The sequence below is a fragment of the Devosia sp. FJ2-5-3 genome (genome assembly GCF_029201545.1).
GTDB lineage: Bacteria > Pseudomonadota > Alphaproteobacteria > Rhizobiales > Devosiaceae > Devosia.
Genome location: NZ_CP104007.1, coordinates 144,631 through 166,345, shown reverse-complemented (window position 1 = coordinate 166,345; position 21,715 = coordinate 144,631). Strand labels below are relative to the sequence as shown.

Sequence of the window (21,715 nt, the reverse complement as noted above, 5' to 3'; positions counted from 1 at the left end):
CACGAGAGCTGCGCTCGAATGGCGGGTAGACCGTAAAAATCGCCTCAGTGGGGCTATTTTAGGTCTTGGGACCATGCGGCCTATGGCTGAATGGCACGAAGCCCGAGGCTGACCAATACGCCACTGGCGATCCTCGCCTGATTCACGTGAAACCGAGCTTCCCACCTTCGCCGGAATGACCCGGTGATGTGCGCCCGTGTGTGGACTTCCACCCAAGCGGGCTTCCCTCGGGCTTGACCCGAGGGCCTCCATCCGCGCGCGCACTGGTGAAATTGGAGCTCTCGTTGTGGCCCCCGGGTCAAGCCCGAGGGAAGCTCGGTGCTCAATAGAGACGACCAGTCCAGGCCCCGCTCCCTCACCCCAGCGGCTTGATCACGCTCTCCGTCATCTCGCCGACAAACCCGCCGATCGCCTTTCGCGCCTCGGTCTCGACGTCTTCGATCTTTATACCGAACGGCACTTCCAGCCCCAGCCGCTTGGTCGGATCATCTGACCAAAGAAACGTCACAAAACTCTTTTTCGCCTGCAGATCGTGTCCGAGATTGGCGATGATCAGTTCGCTTGCCATCGGCGGTCCTCCTTGCTGGGGCCAAGCATGACCGCCTTTTGGCCTCCTGTCACGCCGCGGGCGCCTCCCCGCTCATATCCATCCAGACATGTTCCCACACATGCCCGTCGATATCGGCAATGGCGCGCGAATACATGAAGCCCATGTCCTGGGCCGGACGATATTCGCTCCCCCCTGCCCTGAGCGCAGTTTCGGCAATGGCGTCCACTTCGGCCCGGCTATCGCGCGAAAGCGCATAGAGCGCCTGGGTCTCTGTCTTGGGATCAGGGATCGGGCGGGAGGAAAATTCGGCGAATTTGGCGTGGGTCAGCGCCATCACGAAGATCGCGTCAGAGATGACGATGCAGGCGGCGGTCTCGTCGGTGAATTGCGGATTATGCTCGAACCCCAGCGCCTTGTAATAGGCCATGGAGGCGGCAAGATCCCTCACCGGCAGGTTCACGAAAATCATCGGGGCTGGCATTTCTGGCTCCTCCGCCAATCGGTTCAGACAGCTGTTAAATCTATGAGCCTCGCCCGATTCCGGTCAACGCTCTTGCATCGACGCTTCGGCCAAGCCAATTTCGACAGCCATTGCTTAAGGATATTGCATGACGCGCGCGCTCACCCTTTCCGGGTCCATTCGCCAGGGGTCCTATAATCGCCTGCTCCAGCACCATGTGGGGGAAAAACTGGCCGAAGCGGGCGTGGAGGTGACCGCGCTCGATCTCGGCGACTTCGATATGCCGATCTTCAATGAGGACCTCGAGGCCGAGCACACGCCAGAGGCCGCCCGGCGCCTCGCCGAACTCTTTGGCAGCCACGACATCGTCTTCATCGCCACGCCCGAATATAATGGCGGCGTCAGCCCGCTCATGGTCAACACCGTCACCTGGCTCAGCCGCCAGAAGCCCAGCCCATTCCGTCATGCCGTGTTCGGCATTGGCGGGGTCAGCTCGGGCAAATACGGCACCATCTGGGGGCTCAGCCATTTGCGGGAATCGCTGACCAAGCTCGGCACGCTGGTGGTCCCGACCCTTTTGGGCATCGGCCCGGCCGACGAGGCCTTTGACGCTGCCGGCAAGCCGGTCGAGCCGGCCATCATCCGCAAGGTCGACCAGATCGTGCACGAACTCACCCATTTCAGCCGGGGATGAAAATATGCTGGCGCTCTATCTGACCCATCCCCAGGTTCAAATGGACCCTCTCATTCCGGTGCCCCTCTGGTCCCTGTCGGATGAGGGACGCCAGCGCGTCGCCACTTTCCTCGCTCGTCGGACCATCCCGGCGGGCGCCTTCATTTTCTCGAGCCGCGAAACCAAGGCCATGCAGATGGCCGACATGCTGTCGGAAATTACCGGCACCCCGGCGCTCTCCGACCACCTCATGGGCGAAAACGACCGCAGCGCCACCGGCTTTTTGCCGCCATCCCTCTTCGAGCAAACCGCCGACGCCTTCTTCGCTCATCCCGAAGCCAGCACCGATGGCTGGGAGCGTGCCATCGACGCCCAGGCCCGTATCGTCGCCACGGTCGATCTGGCGCTGCAATCGGTGCCCCCCGATACCCCGGCCATCTTCTGCGGCCACGGCGCCGTCGGCACGCTGCTCAAATGTCATCTCGAAGGGCGCGCGATTTCGCGCTCCGAAGACCAGAGCCGGCGCGGTGTCCAAGGCGGCGGCAATGGTTTTGTCTTCGACATGAAAACCCGCGCCCTCCTCACCGACTGGGTCCCCATGGAGGATATTTTGCCCGATTGGTGGAAAGGCTAGACCGAAAACCTGGCGCGGATGCACCTGCTCCTTCGCCTCCCTCCCCCTTGTGGGGAGGGATTGGGGGTGGGGCCTTGTCTTTCCGCCAAAGAACAAATTTCCCACCAGCTTCCCTCGGGCTTGACCCGAGGGCCATTCCGCGAGCCCATGGGCAGCCGGCCTTCCGGGTTCGTGCCCCTCGGGTCAAGCCCGAGGGAAGGCCTGTGCGATGCTGGCCTTCGCCAGGGAGATGGCGCCCCCTACCCCTTCTCCACCAATCCGAAAACATCGAGCGCATCATTGAGCGCCTCGGTGAGCCTGTCGAGCCGGGCCGGGTCGGTTTCGATCTGCCTCAGCCGGTTCGGTCCGGCCAGCGGCACCGCCTTGACCAGCTCCAACCCCTTTTCGGTGATCGCCACCAGTCTGGCGCGCCGGTCGCGCGGATCGGTGCGCACGATACAGAGCTCCAGGCGCCGCAAGTCGTCGATCGACTGGCCAAGGGTCGCCGCATGCATGTTGAGTCCCTTCCGCAGCGCCGCCAGCGCCATGTGCGGGCGTTCTGCCAGCGTGTGGAGCACGGCCAGCTGCAGCCCGGTAATGCCGTGGCGGGTCTTCAGCATGGTGTGGAAGGCGGAGATGGACTGGTCGAGCCGCATCCAGGCGACAAGGGTCGAAAGAGCCTGTTGCTGCATGAAAATCCGGGCAAATCAGGAAGGGAATCGGGGCTCTTATGCTGCCATAGCATCCGGGAGGCAAGCTGCTATGGCGCCATAGCAGCGGCCAGTACTCGCAATTTTGCCTTGCCCCCACTCCGCTGATATGCGACCTCAGCGCAATCGCGACAGAAAAGGAAACTGCCATGGCCGGCCAGCTGATAGTGGGGCTCGACGTGTCGTCACGCGCACGCGCCGAGGAAATCGTGACCGCCCTGGGCGACACGGTGGATTTCTACAAGATCGGCTACCAGTGCTTTTACGGCGCCGATGGCTTTGCCCTGGGCAAGGATCTCATCGCCGCCGGCAAGAAGGTCTTTTTTGACCTCAAGCTGCTCGACATCGACAATACGGTCGAAAAGGGCGTCGCCGCCTTTGCCGAAACCGGCGCGGCGATGCTCACCGTCCATGCCTATCCAAAAACCATGCGCGCTGCCGCCAAGGCCGCCGCCGGATCGAACCTCTGCGTTCTGGGCGTTACCGTCCTCACCTCGATGGACGATGCCGACGTCAAGGAAGCCGGTTACGAGCGCGACGCCGCCGGCCTGGTTGCGCTCCGCGCCCAACAGGCGCGCGAGGCCGGCATTGGCGGCGTTGTCGCCTCCCCGCACGAGGCCGAGATGGTCCGCACCATCGTCGGCCCGAAACTGGCCATCGTTACCCCCGGCATTCGGCCTGCAGGCAGCGCCGCCGGCGACCAGAAGCGCATCATGACCCCCGCCGAAGCGCTGGCGGTCGGGGCCTCCCATCTCGTCATCGCCCGCCCCATCGTCGAGGCGCCCGATCCGGCCGCAGCTGCACGCGCCATCCTCGCCGAAATGGCCGGCTCCGGCACACGGTTCGCCTGAAAATGACAAAACTCTCCGCCTGCATCGAAATGCTCTTTAAGGCGGAGAGTTCTGATCCCGCCCAGCGCATCCATCTAGCCCAGGCCGAAGGCTTTGAGGCCGTCGAATTCTGGCTCTGGTCGAACAAGGATCTCGATGCCATCGAGCGTGCACTGGACCAAACCGGCGTAAAACTCGCCGGCATCGTCGCCGAGCCTTTTGCGAAACTTACAAATCCCAAGACCCACGACGATTTCCTTCGTGGCCTCGAAGAGAGCCGCGACGTGGCGCTGCGGCTGGGCGCGCCGGTGCTCATCTGCCAGTCCGGCAATAACCGCCTTCTCGTCGATCGCCAGCGCCAGCGCGATGCCCTCACCCTGGTCCTGCAGCGCTCAGCCGATGTGCTGGCGGGGTCAGGGGTAAGACTGGGCCTCGAGCCGCTCAATGACCGGGTCGATCACCCGCTCTATTTCCTCACCTCGACCAGCGAAGCCCTCGACATCATGGACGCGGTCGACCGCCCCGAAATCGGCATCACCTATGATCTCTACCATTCCATGGTCATGGGCGAGGACCCTGTGACCGTGATCGGCAATCGCGGTCGCCACATCGTTCATCTACACATCGCCGATCACCCCGGCCGCCATCAGCCGGGCTCGGGCCAGCTCGATTTGCTCACCCCGCTCACCGCGCTGATCGCCGGGGGTTACATCGGCTATATCGGCCTCGAATTCCGCCCGACAGCGGATACGAAAACGGCGCTGGTCGAAACCCGCGCCGCCCTTGCGCCTCTTATGGCGCCATAGCATCCTGCCTGTGTCGGCGTTTTACGCCGCCAGATCCGCCACCACGGCGTCGAGCACCGGAAAGCCTTTTTCCGTGACGCGGATATTGCCATTGGGCAGGGTCTCGACAAATCCATAGCCTTTTAAGGCCTCGATCTGCTTTTCCGCGATCGACCGGCCCGAGATCGACATGAACCGCGATGGCGAAATGCCCTCCTTGAGGCGCAGCCCCATGACGAGGAATTCGTCGCCCTGCTCTTCCCAGGTCAGCACGTCGTCCGTGGTCATGCCATGGCCGAACTCATTGACCAGCTTCAGCCATTCGAACGGCATTTTCTCGGTCGCCGTGGCGTGCCGCTGGTGGTTGACCATCAGCCGCCCATGCGCGCCCGGTCCGATCCCGGCATATTCGCCATAGCGCCAATAGAGCATGTTGTGCCGGCTTTCCTGGCCGGGCACGGCGTGGTTGGAGATTTCATAGGCGGGCATGCCGGCGGCTGCCGTCAGCTCCTGCGTCATCTCGTAGAAATCGGCCGCCAGATCTTCGTTCGGCATTTTCAATTTGCCGGCATTGAAGAGGTCGTAATAACGCGTGCCATGCTCGATGGTCAGCTGGTAGAGGCTGAGGTGCCCCCGCGCCAGCCAGATGGCTTCCTTGAGTTCGTCTTCCCAATCCTCGAGCGTCTGCTTGGGGCGGGCATAGATGAGATCGAAGCTCGACCGGTCGAAGATGGATTGGGCGATGCGCACCGCCGAGATGGCCTCGTCGACACTATGGCGTCGTCCGAGCTCGGCCAAGGGCCCCTCGCGCAGGGACTGCACACCCAGCGACACCCGGTTCACCCCGGCACTGCGGAAACCACGAAAGCGATCCACCTCCACCGAGGTCGGATTGGCTTCGAGCGTGATCTCGGCATTGCCGTCGATCTGCCAGTGTCCGGCGATGGTGTCGATGATCGTGCCCACGGCCTTGGGGGTCATCAGCGATGGCGTGCCGCCGCCGAAAAAGATGGACTGCACCAGCCGCCCGGGCGACAGCGCCGCCATATGGGCGATCTCGCGCTTGTACCCCTCGACATAGGCGTCCTCGTCGAAAGGGCCCCGATGCACATGGGAATTGAAGTCGCAATACGGGCATTTGGACGCGCAGAACGGCCAATGCACATAGACGCCGAACAGGTCGTTCGGGTTAGCGCTCAATCTGGTTCTCCACGAATTGGGCAAAGGCGCGGGCGCGGTGGGAAAGACCCTGCTCTCCCGGCGACCAGGAATGCTTTGCCTCGGCAGCCATCTCGCCGAAGGTGATGTTGTGCCCGTCGGGCATGAACATCGGGTCATACCCATGGCCCTGGGTGCCGCGGGGCGGCCAGATCAGCGTGCCCGGGCAAGTGCCGACATAGATCACGTCGCGCCCGTCGGGATGGGCGAGGCACAGCGTGGCGTTGAAGGCGGCGCGGCGCTGGTCGGGGCTGGTTGCCCCCTTGGCCTGCAATTCGTCTTCCACCCGCTGCATGGCCTTGCCGAAATCGCGCGGCACGCCGGCCCAGTCGGCCGTGTAGACGCCCGGCTGGCCATCCAGCGCATCGACGCAAATCCCCGAATCATCCGAGAGCGCCAGCATATTGGCGCCCTTGGCCGCCGCATGCGCCTTGGTGCGGGCATTTTCGGCAAAAGTCGTGCCGGTTTCTTCCGGCTCGGGCAGGCCAAGCTCGCCGGCCGATACCAGCTCAAGCCCAAACGGCTCGAACAGCTCACGAAACTCCTTGAGCTTGCCCGCATTATGGGTGGCGATGACCAGGCGGTCGCCGCGGCGCAGGCGGGGGAGAGTGCTCATTTGGCGCTTCCGTTCTTTTCGGCGCCACACCCAAGGTCGAGCGCGCGCACAATGTCATTCCAGATGGCGCAATCGGGCGCGACCTCGGGAGCCACGGCCGCCTGAGCCTGCGGGCGCCCAGCGGCGCTGCGGCCTGCGCCGGCGGCACGATTGGACAGGGCGGCCAATATATCCCGTGGCAAATTCATGGATTGAGTGCCGCCTGTTGCAGCAGGCTCAATTCGCCAATGCCCTTGCCGGCAAGGTCCATCAGCGCCTCGAGCTCGGCCCGATCAAACGGCGCGCCCTCGGCGGTGCCCTGAATCTCGACGAATTTGCCCGAGCCGGTCATGACGAAATTGGCGTCAGTCTCGGCTTCGACATCCTCGAGATAATCGAGGTCCAGCACCGGCGCGCCGCGATAAATACCGCAGGAAACCGCAGCCACGCTATCCTTGAGCGCCTGGCCCTTGGTCAGCTTGCGTTCTTCCATCCAGCGAATGGCGTCGACCAGGGCGATATAGGCGCCGGTGATCGAGGCGGTGCGGGTGCCGCCATCGGCCTCCAGCACGTCGCAGTCGAGCGTGATCTGCGCCTCGCCCAAAAGGGTGAGATCGACCACGGCGCGAAGCGAACGGCCGATCAGGCGCTGGATTTCCTGGGTACGCCCGGTCTGCTTGCCGGCGGTCGCCTCGCGACGCGTGCGGCTGCCGGTGGCGCGGGGCAGCATGCCATATTCGGCGGTGACCCAGCCCTGGCCCTTGCCGCGCAGCCAGCCCGGAAGGCTGGTTTCGACCGAAGCGGTGCACAACACCTTTGTGTTACCGAAGGCAATCAGGCATGACCCTTCAGCCTTCATGGCCACATTGCGCTCTATGGTTACGGCCCGCATTTGGTCGGGGGCACGTCCGGATGGCCGCATGGGCACCTCAAAATCTCTGGCAAATAGTCCTTAACCGCCTCTTAACCTTCATCGCGACGCGCGACAAGCGTCGGGCGCTTGGCGACAAGGCCCGTTCCGCTTAAATAAGAGCGCAAGGTTAAAGCCGAAAATTTGAGTAAAAAACCATGGTTCAGCCGTCAGAAGATTTCCTCAGCGCGCTCAATGCCCGCAGTCAGGATATTTTCCGGAGGCTGGTCGAACGCTATCTCGACACCGGCCTGCCCGTCGGTTCGCGCGATCTCAGCCGCCTGTTGCAGGTCGAGCTGTCGCCGGCCTCGGTGCGCAATGTCATGGCCGATCTCGAAGATCTCGGGCTGATCGCGGCGCCCCACACATCGGCCGGCCGCGCCCCGACGCAGCTGGGCCTGCGCTTTTTCGTCGATGCCATGCTCGAAGTCGGCGCTGTCGACGAGGCCGAGCGCAATCAGATCGCCCGGCATATCGAGGGCAGTTCGGGGCGCGGCCAGGTGGAAGACCTGCTCACCGAAGCCTCGTCCCTGTTGTCCGGGCTCAGCCACGGCGCCGGCGTCGTCATCGCCACCAAGGCCGACATGGTGCTGCGCCATATCGAATTCGTCCGTCTCGACCAGAGCCGCGCCATGGCTGTGCTCGTCGGCGATGATGGCCAGGTCGAAAACCGCATCATGGAACTGCCGCCCGGCTTTACCGCCGCGGCCCTCACCCAGGCCAGCAATTACCTCGCCAATTATGTCGTCGGCCGCACCCTTGCCGAAGCCCAGAAAATCTTGACAGAGCGCCGGCAGGAACAGCGCGCCGAGCTCGATGAATTGACCCAGAAGCTCGTCGATGCGGGCATTGCCACCCTGGGCAAGCAGAGCGGGGTCAGCGCGCCTACCGTCATCGTGCGTGGCCGTGGCAATCTCATCAATGACAGCATGGCCAGCGAGGACCTCTCGCGCATGCGCCAGCTTTTCGACGAACTCGAAAGCAAGGATGGGCTGCTCGAACTCCTGGGCGACGCCGAAAAGGCGCAGGGGGTGCGCATTTTCATCGGCTCGGAGAACAAGCTGTTTTCCCTCTCCGGCTCCTCGGTGATTCTCTCGCCCTATAAGGATGCCAATGACAAGGTGGTGGGCGTGCTGGGCGTCATCGGTCCGACAAGGCTCAATTATGCCCGTATCGTGCCAGTGGTCGACTACACCGCCAATGTTGTCACAAGGTTGATGGCGACAAAGCGCGGCTAATCGGCCCGCAGGGGTCGGAAAGCCAGCCACGCTATTGAAAAACCTGCCGCCTTGGCCGATATGCGGGGCAGAAAACTCTTACAGCGCCCATGGAGATGAGATGAGCGACGAAAACGCCACGCCAGGCGAAACGCCGGACATTGAAAATCTCGCCCCCGAAACCGTTTCGGAGGTCGATCCCATCGAAGCCCTGCAGGCCGAAAATGCCGAGCTGCGCGACCGCCTGCTGCGGTCGGTTGCCGAAATGGAAAATCTGCGCAAGCGCACCGAGCGCGACGTTGCCGATACCCGCACCTATGCCATCGCCGGTTTTGCCCGCGACATGCTCTCCGCCACCGACGCCCTGGGCCGTGCCCTGCTGGTCATCCCGGCGGACGAACGCGCAGCGGCCTCCGGCACGCTCAAGAGCCTCATCGAAGGCATCGAGCTGGCCGAGCGCGAAACCCAGCGCCTCCTCGCCAAGCATGGCGTCAAGCAGATCGAGGCCGCCGGCCAGAAATTCGATCCGCACAGGCACCAGGCCATGTTCGAAGTGCCGAACACCGAAGTGCCCGAGGGCACGGTGGTCCAGGTGGTCCAGGAAGGCTTTGCCATCGGCGAACGCGTCCTCCGCCCCGCCATGGTCGGCGTCGCCAAGGGCGGCCCTGCCACGCCCCCGACAGCCAATGGCGAAACCATCGACAAGAGCGCCTGATTTAGACGCCCAGTCCAAAACAAAAATCCCCGCTCCGGCGGGGATTTTTTTTTGTTAGGTCACTTATGTCTCGGCCCCATCGTCCCTTCCCCTCCTCAGGGGGAGGCCAGGTGGGGGGCTCTGCCAAAAATCCACCGGCCCGCTTCCCTCGGGCCTGACCCGAGGGCCACTATCCCACGCGAGATCCCAACAATGGGCCGCCGAACGGACCCTCGGGTCGAGCCCGAGGGAAGCACCACAATGAGGTCTCGGCCTCACCTCCCAAAAAATCCCAAAAACCTAAATCTTCGCCCCATCCACGGCCACCACCCCACCCGCCTGCACCTTTCGGAGCGCCAGCGCATATTCCGCCCTTCCATTGGCGAGGAACCGGAATTGCCCGTCCCTTCCATTGTAGCCACCGGGCGCGGTCAGCAGCGTCGTATCATAGGGCGGTGTCGCCAGGGACAGCCGGTTCACATTGGCGAGAATGACGGCGGTATAAGCCAGCGTCGCCAGCTGATGCGGGCGGCCACCAAATCGCGCGGCATAGTCCCCAGCAATGGCGGTGTAGCCGGCCTCGTCCACCGCCGGATAAATCGCCCCCTGCAAACCGGGCGCTGAAAGGATAGCGGCATCTCCCGCCCAATCGGCCGACCCCACGATCTGCAGGAACTCGCCAGCGACGGCACCCGCCTGGGCCAAGGCAGCAGCGAAGGCCGGCGCGCTGGTGCGTTCGGGCAGGAAGATCGCGTCGATGGCGTTCCTGTCGATCAGCGGCTTGGCCTGGGCCGCAATCTGCGCGGCCTCGCTGGCATCGGAGAACATGTAGACCGCACTTGGCGAAAACCCGGCCGCGATCGCCTGCTGCCGGAAAGCGGTGGCCAGCGCCTCGCCATAGGGCGTTGCCGGAAAAATCCCGGCGAGTCCGCGCCGCCCATCGGCCTTCAAATAGCCTATGGCCCGCTTCATCTCCATGTCCGGCAGCACCGAGAGCAGAAACACCCCCTGCCCGGCCACGGATGGATTATTGGCAAAGCCGATGAGTTTTATCCCCGCCGCCCGCGCCACCGCGCCGGCCGCACTCACCTGGTCGGCGCTGACGGGTCCCAGGATCAGTTTCGCCCCGGCCTGCACCGCGGCACTGGCTGCACTGGTCGCGCCCGCCGCGCCGCTGCCGCTGTCGTGCAGCGTGATGGTGATATTCTCTCCGATATTGGGATTGGCTTCGATAAAGCCGATTGCGAGCTTGGCCGCATTGGCGAGCGATACGCCCACCTGCGCCAGCGCCGCATCACCCGAGAGCGGCATCAGCATCGCCACTGGCACCGGTCCGCGCCCGAACACTTCCGTACGCCCCGACCCCATTATGCCCTGTGCAGGTGCAGGCTGCAGGGTCTGGCCGGCCACATTGCCCTGCCCCGCACCAGATCCGCCCTCCGGCCAACCAAGCGTGCGCGATCCCCATTGCAGCGTACCGGGCGCACAGGCGGTGAGCAGGCCCGAAGCGATGAGGGCAAGGGCGCCGCGTCTGGTGTGACGGAAGTGGTGCAAATTCGCCTTCTCGGGTTCGAAATGATCACAGTCCGTTAACATTGTCCTCCATTCAGGTTAATCAATGCTGAGCCTTGCCGAACCCCCGGAGCACAGTGACCGACCCTCGTTATTACATCGCCGGCACCGACTTCCCCGCCCCGCCTCTGGCAGCCGGGCTCTATGTGGTCTCCACCCCGATCGGCAATCTGCGCGACATCACCATTCGCGCCCTGGAAACCCTGGCCAGGGCGAGCCTCGTGCTCTGCGAAGATACTCGCACCTCGGCGCGCCTGCTTGACCACTACGGCATCAAGGGAAAACGCCAGGCTTTACATGAACATAACGAGCGCTTCCGGGCCGAGGAGATCGTCTCCCGCATTGCCGCCGGCGAGGCCATCGCGCTCATTTCCGACGCCGGAACCCCCCTCCTCTCCGATCCGGGCTTCCCGCTGATTCGCGCCCTCGCCGAAGCCGGCCTGCCGGTCTTTCCCATCCCCGGTGCCTCGGCGCTGCTCTCGGCGCTGGTGGTTGCGGGTCTGCCCACCGATGCGTTCGCTTTCCACGGCTTCCTCCCCAACAAGGCTGGCGCCCGTGCTAACGCCTTGGCGAAACTGGCGGATTCACGTGAAACACTGGTGTTTTACGAGTCTCCCCGCCGCCTCGCCGATAGCCTTGCCGCCATGGCTGAAGCCTTTGGCGAGCGTCAGGCCAGTGTCTCGCTGGAACTGACCAAGCGGTTCGAGCGCACCTTCCGAGGCACGCTCTCCGAACTCGCGGCAAAGTTCGCCGCGGAAGACACCAAGGGCGAGGCCGTCATCATCCTTGCCGGTGCCGATGAACCCACCGCCCCCGCCGCCGAGGATTGGATGGCCGCTCTCGAAGCAGCCATGGCCGACCAGCCCATGCGCAGCGCGGTGGACGAAATCGCCCAGCGCTACGGTTTGAAACGCAAGGAGGTCTACGATGCCGCCCTCGCTCTCAAGGCCCGGGAATAAAAGGCAAAAAGCCAATCTCTATGGCCAGCGCAGCGAGGCGCTGGCCGCCTTGCTCCTGCAGGCAAAGCTCTACCGTATTCGCGAGCGGCGCTACAAAACCCCCGGTGGCGAAATCGACCTCATCGCCGAGCGCGGCAACACCATCATCTTTGTCGAGGTAAAGTCCCGCCTCAGCGCGGCCGGCGCAGGTGAGGCGCTCGAGGCCGTCAACGCGGCCCGCATCGTCCGGGCGGCCGAGCACTGGCTTTCCCGCCATCCGCGCGAGGCGGAAAAGTCCTGCCGGTTCGACGTTATTTTCCTTGCACCGGGCCGCTGGCCGCGCCATCTCATCAATGCATTCGACGCGGGCGCCTGATCCTGGCCGCCCATCGTGAAAAGGGACACCTATGCTTAAAGTCGCCGTCCAGATGGACCATGTCTCAACCATCAATCCGCGCGGCGATTCCACCTTCGCCATGATGCTCGAAGCCCAGGCCCGCGGCCATCAGCTGCTCCACTACACGGCCGATACGCTGTCCCTGCGCGACAATGTGGTGACGGCCCTCTGCCAGCCCATCACCGTCACCGACGCCGAAAAAGGCCAGCATTTTGCCCTCGGCGAAGCCAGCCGGGTAGATCTGTCCACCCAGGACGTGGTGCTGATGCGCCAGGATCCGCCCTTCGACATGAACTACATCACCATCAGCCACATTCTCGAGCGGCTGCATCCGAAGACCTTGGTGGTGAACCCGCCCGCCGCAGTCCGCAATGCGCCCGAAAAAATCCTCGTCACCGAGTTTCCCGAGCTGATGCCGCCGACGCTGGTGACGCGCGACCGTTCTGAAATCCACGCCTTCCGCAAGGAGCATGGCAACATCATCGTCAAGCCGCTCTACGGCAATGGCGGGGCCGGCGTCTTCTTCATCCAGGAAGGCGATCACAATCTCAATTCGCTGATCGAGCTCTTCGAGCAAAGCTTCCGCGAACCCTTCATGGTCCAGAAATATCTGCCGGACGTGCGCAAGGGCGACAAGCGCATCATCATCATCGATGGCGAGCCGGTGGCCGGCCTCAACCGCATCCCCGCCGAAGGCGAAGCCCGCTCCAACATGCATGTTGGCGGCCGTCCCGAGCTCTCCGAGCTGACCGCGCGCGAGCGCGAGATCTGCGCCACCATCGCCCCGGCCCTCAAGGAGCGGGACATGATCTTTGTCGGCATCGACGTCATCGGCGACTATCTCACCGAGATCAACGTCACCTCCCCCACCGGCATTCGCGAGATCAAGCGGTTTGGCGGTCCCGATATTGCCGTCCTGATCTGGGAAGCCATCGAGAAGCGCCGCGCCTGACGCCCGGCCTTGGCCTCGGCGCGCAAATGCCCTAGTGCTCTAGGGCAATTGAGCGCCGGGTGTTGTGATGAATTCTTTTCTTGTGGCTTTTGCCACGCTGTTCGCGACAGTCGGCGTTGCCGATATCGCCTTCATTTTCGCAGCCCTGACCAAGGACAATACGCCCGCGCAGAGGCGTGTTTTCGCCACGCGCGGCGTTCTTGTCGCGCTGGGAATCCTGTTGTTCTTCGCCGTCCTCGGCACACTCATTCTCGATGGCTTCGGCATTACCATCCCCGCCCTGCGCACGGCCGGTGGGATTTTGCTGCTCCTGATCGCCATCGACATGGTCTTTGCCCGCCATTCGGGCGGCACGGGAACCACCAGCGAGGAAGAGATCGAGGCCCGGCAGAGCCACGATATTTCCGTGTTTCCCCTGGCCATGCCGCTCATGGCTGGTCCCGGCGCCATCAGCGCCGTCATCCTGCTTACGACGGGCGCTCAGTCAGACCTTGAATTCTGGCTGGTTCTCGCCGCCATCGTGGTCATCCTGTTCCTCGCCTGGCTGACCCTGCTCATCGCCATTCCGATCCAGCGCCTCTTGGGCCTCACCGGCCTTTCGGTGGTGTCCCGCGTGATCGGCATTCTCCTTGCGGCCCTCGCCGTCCAGTTCATCTTCGATGGCATCAAGGCCAGCGGCCTGTTGAGCGGCTGAGGCCCCCAGACCCTCTATTTGGCGAACTGGCAGCGCCCCGTCGGGGCCAGCGCCGCAATGGCGCGGGGATCGCAGCCGGTCGAGAGGAACATCAGCCAGTCATTCTGGTTGCCGTAGAACACGTTGCGATCGACCTCGCCCTTGACGCCGGCAACCACGCCGGTCTGGGTATACTGCCAGAAGGTCCAGGGGCGATTGCCGTAGCGTTCATGCGGCTCGGCAGCGGTCGAGCGCAGCCAGAACGCATTGGGGAAATATTCGCCGTCCATGATATCGCGGTGGAAATTCATGTCGGTGTAGATGATCGGCAGCTTGCCGGTATGGCGCTCCATCGCCTCCAGCATGTAGCGAATCTTTTCGAGCGCATCGGCGCGGCTCGGCTTAACCTTGCAGCTGGAGTGATTGTTCCACTCGAGGTCGAGCACAGGCGGCAGTGCGCTGGGGTCTGCCGGCACGTTCTGGGTAAACCAAGCCGCCTGTTCCGACGCCAGCGAGCACCAGGTCATGAAGTGATAGGCCCCGCGCGGCATGCCGGCGTCGCGGGCGCGCTGCCAGTTCACCCGGAAATTGGGGTCGATATAATCCTTGCCCTCGGTCGCCTTCATGAACACGAACTGGATGCCGGCGCTGCGGGCCCGGGGAAAGTCGACATTTTCCTGATAGCGCGCCACGTCGATGCCTTGAACCGGCATGGTGCGGGCCCTGTCCACGGCCTTGTGGGGGCGGTTGTCGCCGGGAATGGCGCCATATAGGCCTCCCCCCGTAGCGCAGGCAGCCAGGGCCACAACGGCCAAGCCGAGTGCAGCGCCACGCAAAACGGCGGAAACGGAGCGGGGAAAGCGTAGAGGAAGGCCCATGAACGCAAATACTCGGCACGCAACAATAAAATTCGCCTTCAATTGCGCTGGGTAAAGTTAATGGAGCTTTAGGGTAACCAATATGGCAGTACGCATGGTTAACAGACCATTTTGTGTTCGCTCTCCGTTCTTGTGGAGTTTTTAACCTTCTGTTAGCGTTCCTCTTGAGTGGGGGAGTTGCAGTATGGTCACGCGTGTTGCCACTGTGGCGTTTCAGGGCATTGAGGCTGTGCCCGTCGACGTGCAGGTCCAGATCGCCCCCGGCCTGCCCAAATTTCTCGTGGTCGGCCTGCCGGACAAGGCGGTCAAGGAATCGAGCGAGCGGGTGCGCGCCGCCCTCGTCGCCTCCGGTCTGGGCCTGCCGCCCAAGCGCATCACCATCAATCTCGCCCCCGCCGATCTTCCCAAGGAGGGTAGCCATTACGATCTGCCCATTGCCCTGGGGCTGATGGCTGCCATGGGCGCGATTCCCCAGGATGGGCTCGACAATTTCGTCGTCCTGGGCGAACTCGGTCTCGACGGGCGCCTTGCCCATGTCGGCGGCATCCTCAATGCCGCCATTTCCGCCCAGGGCCGGGACATGGGCATCATCTGCCCCAAAGATTCGGGCCCCGAGGCCGCCTGGGCCGGCGAGGCCATCGATATCGTTGCGGCCGACAGCCTCCTCGCACTCGTCAATCACCTCACCGGCCATCAATTGCAGGCTCGGCCAAAACCCCGGCGCCAAAACCTCGATCTTGCCGCCCTGCCCGATCTCGCTGATATCCGTGGCCAGCTCCTGGCCCGGCGCGCCCTCGAGGTCGCTGCCGCCGGCGGCCATAATCTACTCATGATCGGCCCGCCCGGTGCGGGAAAATCCATGCTGGCGCAACGGCTTCCATCTATACTGCCACCGCTTTTGCCGCGCGAACTGCTCGATGTTTCGATGATCCAGTCGGTGGCGGGCGAACTGGTCGACGGTGTCCTCTCCGATCGCCGCCCCTTCCGCGCGCCGCACCACTCCGCCTCGATGGCGGCGCTCGTGGGCGGTGGCCTGCGCGTAAAACCCGGCGAGGTCAGCCTTGCTCATAACGGGGTCCTGTTCCTCGATGAATTGCCCGAGTTCCAGCCCAGCGTGCTCGACAGCCTGCGCCAGCCGCTCGAAAGCGGCGAAACCTTCATTGCCCGGGCCAATGCCCGCATCACCTATCCGAGCCGTTTCCAGCTTATCGCGGCCATGAACCCCTGCAAATGCGGGCTGGCCGGGTCGCCGGGCCACACCTGCAAGCGTGGGGCCGCCTGTGCCGATGATTACCAGTCGCGTGTTTCCGGGCCATTCCTCGATCGCATCGATATCCGCATCGATGTTCCGGCGGTGTCCGCCGCCGACATGATCGGGCCTGCGGACAATGCGGAGCCCTCCCAGATCGTGGCCAAGCGCGTGGCCATGGCCCGTGAGCGCCAGCGCCACCGCTACGCCGAGGCCGGCCATCCCGAGATTACGACCAATGCGGCGGCGGGCTCGACACTCATCGAAAAAATCGTCAATCCGGATGCCGAGAGCCAGGCCCTCCTGCTGCAGGCGGCCGATCGGTTCAATCTGTCGGCCCGGGCCTATCACCGCGTCCTAAAGGTGGCGCGCACCTTGGCCGATCTTGCTGGCGTCGATAAGGTTGGGCGGCCCCATATTGCCGAAGCGCTGGGATACCGGCTCAATTTCGGCAATTAAACCTCGGACGCCTCAAGGAAAACTTATGAAACATCGAATTTCGGCCGGCGTACTTGCCATGCGCGGCGATGAAATCCTACTCGTGCGCCACTATCGACCGGGGAAGCACGATTTCTGGGCCGGCCCCGGCGGTGGTGTCGAGGGAAATGAGGAATTGGCCGCCGCAGCCGAACGCGAGGCTTTCGAGGAAACCGGCCTGCGGGTCGCAGCAAAATCCATGGCCTATATCGACGAGCTGGTGGATAGCTGGGGCCGCATCGTCAAATTCTGGTTCCTCGCCGATTATCTCTCGGGCGAAATCGACGTCACGGCCAATCCTGCCCGCGGCGAATCGATCAGCGAGGCCGGCTGGTTTACGCGCCAAACCCTTCCCACCGGCCATGTGTTCCCCGAAATCCTCCGCGACGGCTTCTGGCAAGATCGCCTCACCGGCTTCCCCGCGCCCATCAAGCTGCCGCTCCGGACGTCCATTTTCTAGCGGAGTTTGTCCATGGCTCTTGGCGGAGCACTCGTGGAATGGAATGACGCGCGCGGTTTCGGTTTTATCGAGGCCGATGACGGCGCGCGCTATTTCGTTCACATCAGTGAAGTCGGCCTTCGGCAACGGCGGCCCAATTTAGGCGATCGCGTCAGCTTCGTGCCCAAGATCGGTGAGGATGGCCGCAAACAGGCCGCTTCGGTGCGCATCGCCGGGGCGACCAAGCCCCTCATCCGTCCGGTGGGCAAGGCGCCGACGTCGCGCCCGCAATCGCGGTTTGAATGGCGCCTGCCGGTCGCCGCCGCCTTCGTTGGCCTCCTAGTGTGCGGTTGGGTTCTGGGCGCATTTCCCCTTTGGCTGCCCGCACTTTACCTGCTCGGGGGCCTCCTCACCTTCTTTTCCTACTTGATCGACAAGCGCGCCGCCCAGGCCGGCCAGTGGCGCACCAGCGAGGCCATGCTGCATGGGCTCGACCTTGTTTTCGGCATTGTCGGTGGGCTCGCCGGCCAGATTATCCTCCGCCACAAGACGCGAAAATCCGACTTTGCCGCCATCACCGGCCTCATCGCAGCCCTGCATCTGCTGTTTCTCTTCGCCATTCTGGGCGGCTGGCTCGACATCCGCCCAATGGGTTTCGCCCTGGGCTTGAACTAGCCCAGGGCTCCGGTGTTTCACGTGAATCCGAGGGAGGTTTGCCCGGTTTCAGTGAAATTGCGCGGTTTCGGTGGAGTCGGCCATCGCCGTTGTGGCGCTCTGGCCCTCGCTGACCGTCATTGACACGGCGTCAAAATAGCTGGTGCCCACTTCGCGCTGGTGGCGAACGGCCGAGAAACCATGGACTTCGGCAGCAAATTCGGCCTGCTGCAACGCCGAGTATCCGGCCATGCCGCGTTCCTTGTAGGCGCGCGCCAGCTCAAACGTGGTGAGGCTGAGATTGTGGAAGCCCGCCAGCGTGATGAACTGATATTTATAGCCCATGGCCCCCAGTTCACGCTGGAATTTTTCCATGTCGGCCTCGCCCATATGCTTGGCCCAGTTAAAGCTCGGCGAGCAATTATAGGCCAGCATCTGCTTCGGATATTCCTTGCGGATGGCCTCGGCAAAGCGGCGCGCTTCGCTGAGATCCGGCGTCGAGGTTTCGCACCAGATGAGATCGGCATAGGGCGCATAGGCCAGCCCTCGGGCAATCGCGCAGTCAATGCCGCCCTTCAGCCGGTAAAATCCCTCAGCCGTCCGCTCGCCGGTGACGAAGGGGCGGTCATACTCGTCGATATCGGACGTGATCAGCCGCGCCGCCTCGGCGTCGGTCCGCGCCATAATCAGCGTCGGCACGCCCATCACATCGGCCGCAAGCCGCGCTGCATTGAGCGTCTTGATGAATTGCGCCGTCGGCACCAGCACCTTGCCGCCGAGATGCCCGCACTTCTTCTCGCTGGCGAGTTGGTCTTCAAAGTGCACCGCGGCGGCGCCCGCTTCGATCATCGCCTTCATCAGCTCAAATACATTGAGCGCGCCGCCAAAACCGGCTTCTGCGTCGGCAATGATGGGCACGAGAAAGTCGATATCGGTGGTGGCGATGCCGTCGGCCTTTTCCATCGTCTGGATCTGGTCGGCGCGCTGCAAGGACTTGTTGATGCGCTTGACCACGGCCGGAACGCTGTCGACCGGATAAAGCGACTGATCGGGATACATATTGCCTGAGCTATTGGCGTCCGCGGCCACCTGCCAGCCGGAAAGATAGATCGCCTTGAGCCCGGCCTTGACCTGCTGCACCGCCTGATTGCCGGTAAAAGTGCCCAGCGTCGGCACGAAATCTTCGCTATGCAGCAATTCCCAGAGCCGTTTTGCGCCATTTTCCGCCAGCGTTTGGCGAATGGGCAGCGAGCCGGCCAGTCGACGCACATCGGCAGGCGTGTAGGTTCGGGCAATATTGCGCCAGCGGTCCGGTGCGTAGTCCGGCGTCGGAAAACTCTCGGGCTTGTGGGGTTTGTCGAGCATGCTTTTTCTCCTCGTCAGGCACGGCTTCGCCATTCCGTTGGAACGGCAAATTTTTGGGTGATTCACGTGGAACAAACTGTGTGAGAGCCCCGATCTGATCCCTCCCCTCGATGGGGAGGGCTAGGGTGGGCCGGGGCCAAGAGCGCTGAGCTTGTGGTCTAGGCAGGGCCAGGCTTAACTCGCCACGCGCCGTGAAAACGTCGCCGCGATCATGCCGGCGCCAGAGAACAATTCCTGCGCTTCCTCTGCGCCCACCAGCGTGAACTGATGGCGGCCAATGCGCCCGGCAATAGTAAAACCCTGATCATCCAGCCCGCGCGCCTTGAACTGGGCCATGGCTTCCTGGGCGGTCGGGGCAATGATGGTGATGTACTCGTCGCGTTGAGCGATATCGCGGTTCATCCGAATGTCTCCTCGTTGTTGCTGTAAAGATTTGACATCGGCGTCCGCTATGCAAGAAATAACCACATAACCGGCTGTAAAGCTGTAAAGCGGCTGTCAATCAGCACCGTCGATATTGTAAAGCGTGTAAAGACTGGGAGGTCGGAATGGAGGCGTCAGGGAGCCAGATCGGAGGGCGCATCAAGCGCTTGCGCCGCGTGCGCCATCTCAGCCAGGCCGACCTTGCCGCCGCGCTGGGTATCTCCCCCAGTTATCTCAACCTCATCGAGCACAACCGGCGCAAGGTCACGGTGCCGCTGCTCTTTTCCATCGCCGGTTATTTTGGAGTCGAGCCGGGCGAGCTTGTCGACAGCGACGAGGGGCGCCTCGTTGGCGATCTCATGGAGATCTTCGGCGATGATCTCTTTGCCGACAGCGACCTCACCAATCTCGAAATCCGAGATCTCGCCCACGCCAATCCGGCGGCGGCGCGCGCCGTGCTAAAACTCTATGATCGCTACAAGAATTTTACCGGCGCCGCCTCCCCGCGCCCGATGCCAGGGGAGGCGGAACCCTTTCACCTCGCCACGGATGCCATCTCGGATTTTCTCCAGGCCAACGCCAATCACTTCCCCGCCCTCGAGGAAGCCGCCGAGCGCGTCCGCGTCGATATCGACAATTCCGGCGACAGTTTCGAAACCGGCATAAAGACCTATCTTTTCAACGTCTTCGGGCTCGAAACGCGTCTCGCCTCCCTGCCCCATGGTGTGGCGCGGCAGCTCGACGCCGCGCGACGGCATCTCCTGGTCTCCGATCTCCTGCCCGGCGAAACGGCGTCCTTCCTCCTCGCCCAGCAAATCGGCACGCTGGCCGCCAGTGCCGAGATCGACGCCGTCATCGACGGGGCCAATCTCCCCGAGGGCGACGCACCGGCTCTGGCGCGCAACGTCCTCTCCTCCTATTTCGCCGCCGCCCTGCTCATGCCCTATGAGCCCTTTTTGAAAGCCTGCCGCGACCATCGCTATGACATCGATCGCATCGGACGGCGGTTCGGGGCCAGTTTCGAGCAAGTCTGTCACCGCATGACCACGCTGCAGCGCAAGGGCGCTTCGGGCATTCCGCTGCACCTCGTGCGCACCGATATTGCGGGCAATATTTCCAAGCGCTTTTCGCTCTCGGGCATTCACATCCCGCGCCATTCGGGCGCCTGCCCGCGCTGGAATATCTATGCCGCTTTCCTCGCGCCCGACCGCATCAATGTGCAGATCAGCCAGATGCCCGATGGCCAGCGCTATTTCTGCATCGCCCGCACCATCACCAAGGGCGATTATCGCTACAATGCCCCGCGCCGGCATCTTTCCATCGGGCTGGGCTGCGCCATCCACCACGCCAAAGAGATGATCTATGCCGAGGGTGTCGATCTCACCAGCGAACAGCAGATCGTGCCCATCGGCACGGGCTGTCGCATCTGCCCGCGCCTCGAATGTTCGAGCCGCGCCCATCCCCCGGCCGATCACCGCTTCCGGCTCGACGATAGCATCAGGCCGGAAAGTATCTACGCCCGAATGGGTTAGCCTGTCGCCAAGCCGTTACTCGCCCGCCTGCATATGCTGTGCATCGCGCGACCAGCTCTCGCGCCATTCCCGTTCCAGCACGGAGCGACGCTTGCCATAGCGGTCATCGCTGAGCGTCAGGCAGATGATGCGATCGGTGCGGAAATTGCGAAAATCCCCGCGCAGGCAGCACCAGGCGGCAATCGTCTGCTTGCCCTCGTAAAAGGCGATCCCCACCGGCCAGATGGTGCGGGTCGAAGGCCGCCCCTGCTCGTCCTCATAGTCGATCTGCACGGCCTTTTCCTGGCGCATGGCCAGCCTGATATCGCCCAGCACCGGTATCGGCTTGCGCGCGCCCCAGACCGCCACCGGCCAGAGCGCCGTGTCGCTGATGCGATCGCGTAAGTCTTCGGGCGAAGCCGTGGCAATCTTTGCGAGCGCATTGCGCGCCGCTGCCCCCAGCCCATCATCGGGCTGCGCCTCCACCCAGCGCGCACCGAGCACCAGGGCCTCCAGTTCCTCGGGCGAAAACATCAGCGGCGGCAGGAAAAACCCCGGTTTCAGCATATAGCCGATGCCCGCCTCGCCATCGATCGGCGCGCCGAGCCCGATCAGGGTCTGGATATCGCGATAAAGCGTGCGCACGGAGACGCCCTGCTCATCCGCCAGCGCTGCCGCCGTAATCGGCATGCGGTGCCGCCGCAACGCGTCCATAATGGCAAAAAGCCGCTCGGTCTTGTCCATGGCGCTTTCCTTTGGGGAGGGCCGAGCGTGCCAAATTCAGCACCTCAGGTCCATGGGCGATTGCCCAAACCCCCACCTAACCTCCCGCCGACAGGGGGAGGAAATAATCGCGTTTGCCGCAAAATTCGAGAGCCACCGGCAGATCCCTCCCCATATCAGGGGCTTCGCGCCGGCCGCAGGCAAAATTG

General features: G+C 63.3%; 26 protein-coding genes. 14 read left to right on the top strand and 12 right to left on the bottom strand.

The genetic code is table 11. The features are described from left to right. Positions 1-355: 355 nt before the first annotated feature. Positions 356-568 carry a hypothetical protein gene (locus N0P34_RS00815; RefSeq protein WP_275605132.1) on the bottom strand — a complete coding sequence of 71 codons (213 nt, stop codon included), beginning with the start codon at positions 566-568 and terminating at the stop codon, positions 356-358. A gap of 49 nt (positions 569-617) precedes the next feature. Further along, positions 618-1,031 (bottom strand): VOC family protein, encoded by a 414-nt coding sequence (locus tag N0P34_RS00810; RefSeq protein ID WP_275605131.1) that lies wholly within the window; start codon positions 1,029-1,031, stop codon positions 618-620. 127 nt (positions 1,032-1,158) lie between these two features. On the opposite strand from N0P34_RS00810, the gene N0P34_RS00805 reads away from it, so the two are divergent. Together N0P34_RS00805 and N0P34_RS00800 are read left to right on the top strand one after the other, a co-directional pair. Further along, a complete protein-coding gene (locus N0P34_RS00805; RefSeq protein ID WP_275605130.1) occupies positions 1,159-1,704 on the top strand; it encodes an NADPH-dependent FMN reductase in 546 nt (181 codons plus the stop codon). Positions 1,705-1,708: 4 nt separating this feature from the next. After that, positions 1,709-2,317 carry a histidine phosphatase family protein gene (locus N0P34_RS00800; protein WP_275605129.1) on the top strand — a complete coding sequence of 203 codons (609 nt, stop codon included), beginning with the start codon at positions 1,709-1,711 and terminating at the stop codon, positions 2,315-2,317. Between the two features lie 239 nt (positions 2,318-2,556). Here N0P34_RS00800 and N0P34_RS00795 read toward each other — a convergent pair whose 3' ends face one another. Then, entirely contained in the window at positions 2,557-2,988 is a 432-nt protein-coding gene (locus tag N0P34_RS00795; protein ID WP_275605128.1) for a winged helix DNA-binding protein, read from the bottom strand. 167 nt (positions 2,989-3,155) lie between these two features. Between N0P34_RS00795 and pyrF the strand changes: the two genes are divergently transcribed. Both pyrF and N0P34_RS00785 read left to right on the top strand, forming a co-directional pair. Beyond that, the gene (gene pyrF / locus N0P34_RS00790) at positions 3,156-3,857 is read left to right on the top strand and encodes an orotidine-5'-phosphate decarboxylase (protein WP_275605127.1); all 702 of its coding nucleotides are present in this window, start codon (positions 3,156-3,158) and stop codon (positions 3,855-3,857) included. A 2-nt stretch (positions 3,858-3,859) separates the two neighbouring features. After that, positions 3,860-4,642 carry a TIM barrel protein gene (locus N0P34_RS00785; protein WP_275605126.1) on the top strand — a complete coding sequence of 261 codons (783 nt, stop codon included), beginning with the start codon at positions 3,860-3,862 and terminating at the stop codon, positions 4,640-4,642. Positions 4,643-4,663: 21 nt separating this feature from the next. Here N0P34_RS00785 and hemW read toward each other — a convergent pair whose 3' ends face one another. Genes hemW through rph form a run of 4 tightly spaced genes read right to left on the bottom strand, consistent with a single transcriptional unit; the run spans position 4,664 to position 7,356 of the window. Then, entirely contained in the window at positions 4,664-5,821 is a 1,158-nt protein-coding gene (gene hemW, locus N0P34_RS00780) for a radical SAM family heme chaperone HemW (protein WP_275605125.1), read from the bottom strand. Next, complete coding sequence (rdgB, locus tag N0P34_RS00775) at positions 5,811-6,455, bottom strand: RdgB/HAM1 family non-canonical purine NTP pyrophosphatase (RefSeq protein WP_275605124.1); 645 nt, start codon at positions 6,453-6,455, stop codon at positions 5,811-5,813. The genes hemW and rdgB overlap by 11 nt, the downstream gene beginning before the upstream one ends. After that, the gene (locus tag N0P34_RS00770) at positions 6,452-6,643 is read right to left on the bottom strand and encodes a hypothetical protein (RefSeq protein WP_275605123.1); all 192 of its coding nucleotides are present in this window, start codon (positions 6,641-6,643) and stop codon (positions 6,452-6,454) included. The genes rdgB and N0P34_RS00770 overlap by 4 nt, the downstream gene beginning before the upstream one ends. Beyond that, positions 6,640-7,356 (bottom strand): ribonuclease PH, encoded by a 717-nt coding sequence (gene rph, locus N0P34_RS00765; protein ID WP_275605122.1) that lies wholly within the window; start codon positions 7,354-7,356, stop codon positions 6,640-6,642. Before rph ends, N0P34_RS00770 begins: the two co-directional genes overlap by 4 nt. A gap of 146 nt (positions 7,357-7,502) precedes the next feature. Here rph and hrcA point away from each other — a divergent pair, with 146 nt between their 5' ends. Both hrcA and grpE read left to right on the top strand, forming a co-directional pair. Then, the gene (gene hrcA / locus N0P34_RS00760) at positions 7,503-8,582 is read left to right on the top strand and encodes a heat-inducible transcriptional repressor HrcA (protein WP_275605121.1); all 1,080 of its coding nucleotides are present in this window, start codon (positions 7,503-7,505) and stop codon (positions 8,580-8,582) included. Between the two features lie 100 nt (positions 8,583-8,682). Further along, complete coding sequence (gene grpE, locus N0P34_RS00755) at positions 8,683-9,276, top strand: nucleotide exchange factor GrpE (RefSeq protein ID WP_275605120.1); 594 nt, start codon at positions 8,683-8,685, stop codon at positions 9,274-9,276. Positions 9,277-9,555: 279 nt separating this feature from the next. Here grpE and N0P34_RS00750 read toward each other — a convergent pair whose 3' ends face one another. After that, positions 9,556-10,851 carry a penicillin-binding protein activator gene (locus tag N0P34_RS00750; RefSeq protein WP_275605119.1) on the bottom strand — a complete coding sequence of 432 codons (1,296 nt, stop codon included), beginning with the start codon at positions 10,849-10,851 and terminating at the stop codon, positions 9,556-9,558. 53 nt (positions 10,852-10,904) lie between these two features. On the opposite strand from N0P34_RS00750, the gene rsmI reads away from it, so the two are divergent. The 4 genes from rsmI to N0P34_RS00730 all read left to right on the top strand — a co-directional run bounded on the left by rsmI (position 10,905) and on the right by N0P34_RS00730 (position 13,808). Beyond that, entirely contained in the window at positions 10,905-11,786 is an 882-nt protein-coding gene (gene rsmI, locus N0P34_RS00745; RefSeq protein ID WP_275605118.1) for a 16S rRNA (cytidine(1402)-2'-O)-methyltransferase, read from the top strand. Further along, entirely contained in the window at positions 11,755-12,141 is a 387-nt protein-coding gene (locus N0P34_RS00740) for a YraN family protein (protein ID WP_275605117.1), read from the top strand. The genes rsmI and N0P34_RS00740 overlap by 32 nt, the downstream gene beginning before the upstream one ends. 31 nt (positions 12,142-12,172) lie before the next feature. After that, entirely contained in the window at positions 12,173-13,114 is a 942-nt protein-coding gene (gshB, locus tag N0P34_RS00735; RefSeq protein ID WP_275605116.1) for a glutathione synthase, read from the top strand. A gap of 67 nt (positions 13,115-13,181) precedes the next feature. Then, positions 13,182-13,808: a MarC family protein gene (locus N0P34_RS00730; protein ID WP_275605115.1), complete on the top strand. Its 627-nt coding sequence runs from the start codon at positions 13,182-13,184 to the stop codon at positions 13,806-13,808. A gap of 14 nt (positions 13,809-13,822) precedes the next feature. Here the strand turns inward: N0P34_RS00730 and N0P34_RS00725 are convergent, their stop codons facing one another. Continuing rightward, entirely contained in the window at positions 13,823-14,665 is an 843-nt protein-coding gene (locus N0P34_RS00725; RefSeq protein WP_275605114.1) for a GH25 family lysozyme, read from the bottom strand. Positions 14,666-14,849: 184 nt separating this feature from the next. On the opposite strand from N0P34_RS00725, the gene N0P34_RS00720 reads away from it, so the two are divergent. The 3 genes from N0P34_RS00720 to N0P34_RS00710 are packed head-to-tail and all read left to right on the top strand — an operon-like array spanning position 14,850 to position 17,505. Beyond that, on the top strand, positions 14,850-16,373 hold the full coding sequence (locus N0P34_RS00720) for a YifB family Mg chelatase-like AAA ATPase (RefSeq protein WP_275605113.1): 1,524 nt from the start codon (positions 14,850-14,852) through the stop codon (positions 16,371-16,373). A 25-nt stretch (positions 16,374-16,398) separates the two neighbouring features. After that, on the top strand, positions 16,399-16,851 hold the full coding sequence (locus N0P34_RS00715; protein WP_275605112.1) for an NUDIX domain-containing protein: 453 nt from the start codon (positions 16,399-16,401) through the stop codon (positions 16,849-16,851). Between the two features lie 12 nt (positions 16,852-16,863). Continuing rightward, a complete protein-coding gene (locus N0P34_RS00710) occupies positions 16,864-17,505 on the top strand; it encodes a cold shock and DUF1294 domain-containing protein (RefSeq protein ID WP_275605111.1) in 642 nt (213 codons plus the stop codon). Between the two features lie 48 nt (positions 17,506-17,553). Here the strand turns inward: N0P34_RS00710 and aceA are convergent, their stop codons facing one another. Beyond that, a complete protein-coding gene (gene aceA / locus N0P34_RS00705) occupies positions 17,554-18,849 on the bottom strand; it encodes an isocitrate lyase (protein WP_275605110.1) in 1,296 nt (431 codons plus the stop codon). A gap of 174 nt (positions 18,850-19,023) precedes the next feature. Continuing rightward, positions 19,024-19,251 carry a hypothetical protein gene (locus N0P34_RS00700; RefSeq protein ID WP_275605109.1) on the bottom strand — a complete coding sequence of 76 codons (228 nt, stop codon included), beginning with the start codon at positions 19,249-19,251 and terminating at the stop codon, positions 19,024-19,026. Between the two features lie 146 nt (positions 19,252-19,397). On the opposite strand from N0P34_RS00700, the gene N0P34_RS00695 reads away from it, so the two are divergent. Next, a complete protein-coding gene (locus tag N0P34_RS00695) occupies positions 19,398-20,804 on the top strand; it encodes a helix-turn-helix transcriptional regulator (RefSeq protein ID WP_275605108.1) in 1,407 nt (468 codons plus the stop codon). A gap of 15 nt (positions 20,805-20,819) precedes the next feature. On the opposite strand, the gene N0P34_RS00690 is transcribed toward N0P34_RS00695, so the two are convergent. Next, positions 20,820-21,527, bottom strand: coding sequence for a YafY family protein (locus tag N0P34_RS00690; protein WP_275605107.1), 708 nt, complete (start codon positions 21,525-21,527; stop codon positions 20,820-20,822). Between the last annotated feature and the right edge of the window lie 188 nt (positions 21,528-21,715).

Coding starts and splice junctions, on each gene's coding strand:
- N0P34_RS00815 (WP_275605132.1), bottom strand. CDS start 568: ATGGCAAGCGAACTGATCATCGCCAATCTCGGACACGATCTGCAGGCG.
- N0P34_RS00810 (WP_275605131.1), bottom strand. CDS start 1,031: ATGCCAGCCCCGATGATTTTCGTGAACCTGCCGGTGAGGGATCTTGCC.
- N0P34_RS00805 (WP_275605130.1), top strand. CDS start 1,159: ATGACGCGCGCGCTCACCCTTTCCGGGTCCATTCGCCAGGGGTCCTAT.
- N0P34_RS00800 (WP_275605129.1), top strand. CDS start 1,709: ATGCTGGCGCTCTATCTGACCCATCCCCAGGTTCAAATGGACCCTCTC.
- N0P34_RS00795 (WP_275605128.1), bottom strand. CDS start 2,988: ATGCAGCAACAGGCTCTTTCGACCCTTGTCGCCTGGATGCGGCTCGAC.
- pyrF (WP_275605127.1), top strand. CDS start 3,156: ATGGCCGGCCAGCTGATAGTGGGGCTCGACGTGTCGTCACGCGCACGC.
- N0P34_RS00785 (WP_275605126.1), top strand. CDS start 3,860: ATGACAAAACTCTCCGCCTGCATCGAAATGCTCTTTAAGGCGGAGAGT.
- rdgB (WP_275605124.1), bottom strand. CDS start 6,455: ATGAGCACTCTCCCCCGCCTGCGCCGCGGCGACCGCCTGGTCATCGCC.
- N0P34_RS00770 (WP_275605123.1), bottom strand. CDS start 6,643: ATGAATTTGCCACGGGATATATTGGCCGCCCTGTCCAATCGTGCCGCC.
- rph (WP_275605122.1), bottom strand. CDS start 7,356: ATGCGGCCATCCGGACGTGCCCCCGACCAAATGCGGGCCGTAACCATA.
- hrcA (WP_275605121.1), top strand. CDS start 7,503: ATGGTTCAGCCGTCAGAAGATTTCCTCAGCGCGCTCAATGCCCGCAGT.
- grpE (WP_275605120.1), top strand. CDS start 8,683: ATGAGCGACGAAAACGCCACGCCAGGCGAAACGCCGGACATTGAAAAT.
- N0P34_RS00750 (WP_275605119.1), bottom strand. CDS start 10,851: ATGTTAACGGACTGTGATCATTTCGAACCCGAGAAGGCGAATTTGCAC.
- N0P34_RS00740 (WP_275605117.1), top strand. CDS start 11,755: ATGCCGCCCTCGCTCTCAAGGCCCGGGAATAAAAGGCAAAAAGCCAAT.
- gshB (WP_275605116.1), top strand. CDS start 12,173: ATGCTTAAAGTCGCCGTCCAGATGGACCATGTCTCAACCATCAATCCG.
- N0P34_RS00730 (WP_275605115.1), top strand. CDS start 13,182: ATGAATTCTTTTCTTGTGGCTTTTGCCACGCTGTTCGCGACAGTCGGC.
- N0P34_RS00725 (WP_275605114.1), bottom strand. CDS start 14,665: ATGGGCCTTCCTCTACGCTTTCCCCGCTCCGTTTCCGCCGTTTTGCGT.
- N0P34_RS00720 (WP_275605113.1), top strand. CDS start 14,850: ATGGTCACGCGTGTTGCCACTGTGGCGTTTCAGGGCATTGAGGCTGTG.
- N0P34_RS00715 (WP_275605112.1), top strand. CDS start 16,399: ATGAAACATCGAATTTCGGCCGGCGTACTTGCCATGCGCGGCGATGAA.
- N0P34_RS00710 (WP_275605111.1), top strand. CDS start 16,864: ATGGCTCTTGGCGGAGCACTCGTGGAATGGAATGACGCGCGCGGTTTC.
- aceA (WP_275605110.1), bottom strand. CDS start 18,849: ATGCTCGACAAACCCCACAAGCCCGAGAGTTTTCCGACGCCGGACTAC.
- N0P34_RS00700 (WP_275605109.1), bottom strand. CDS start 19,251: ATGAACCGCGATATCGCTCAACGCGACGAGTACATCACCATCATTGCC.
- N0P34_RS00695 (WP_275605108.1), top strand. CDS start 19,398: ATGGAGGCGTCAGGGAGCCAGATCGGAGGGCGCATCAAGCGCTTGCGC.
- N0P34_RS00690 (WP_275605107.1), bottom strand. CDS start 21,527: ATGGACAAGACCGAGCGGCTTTTTGCCATTATGGACGCGTTGCGGCGG.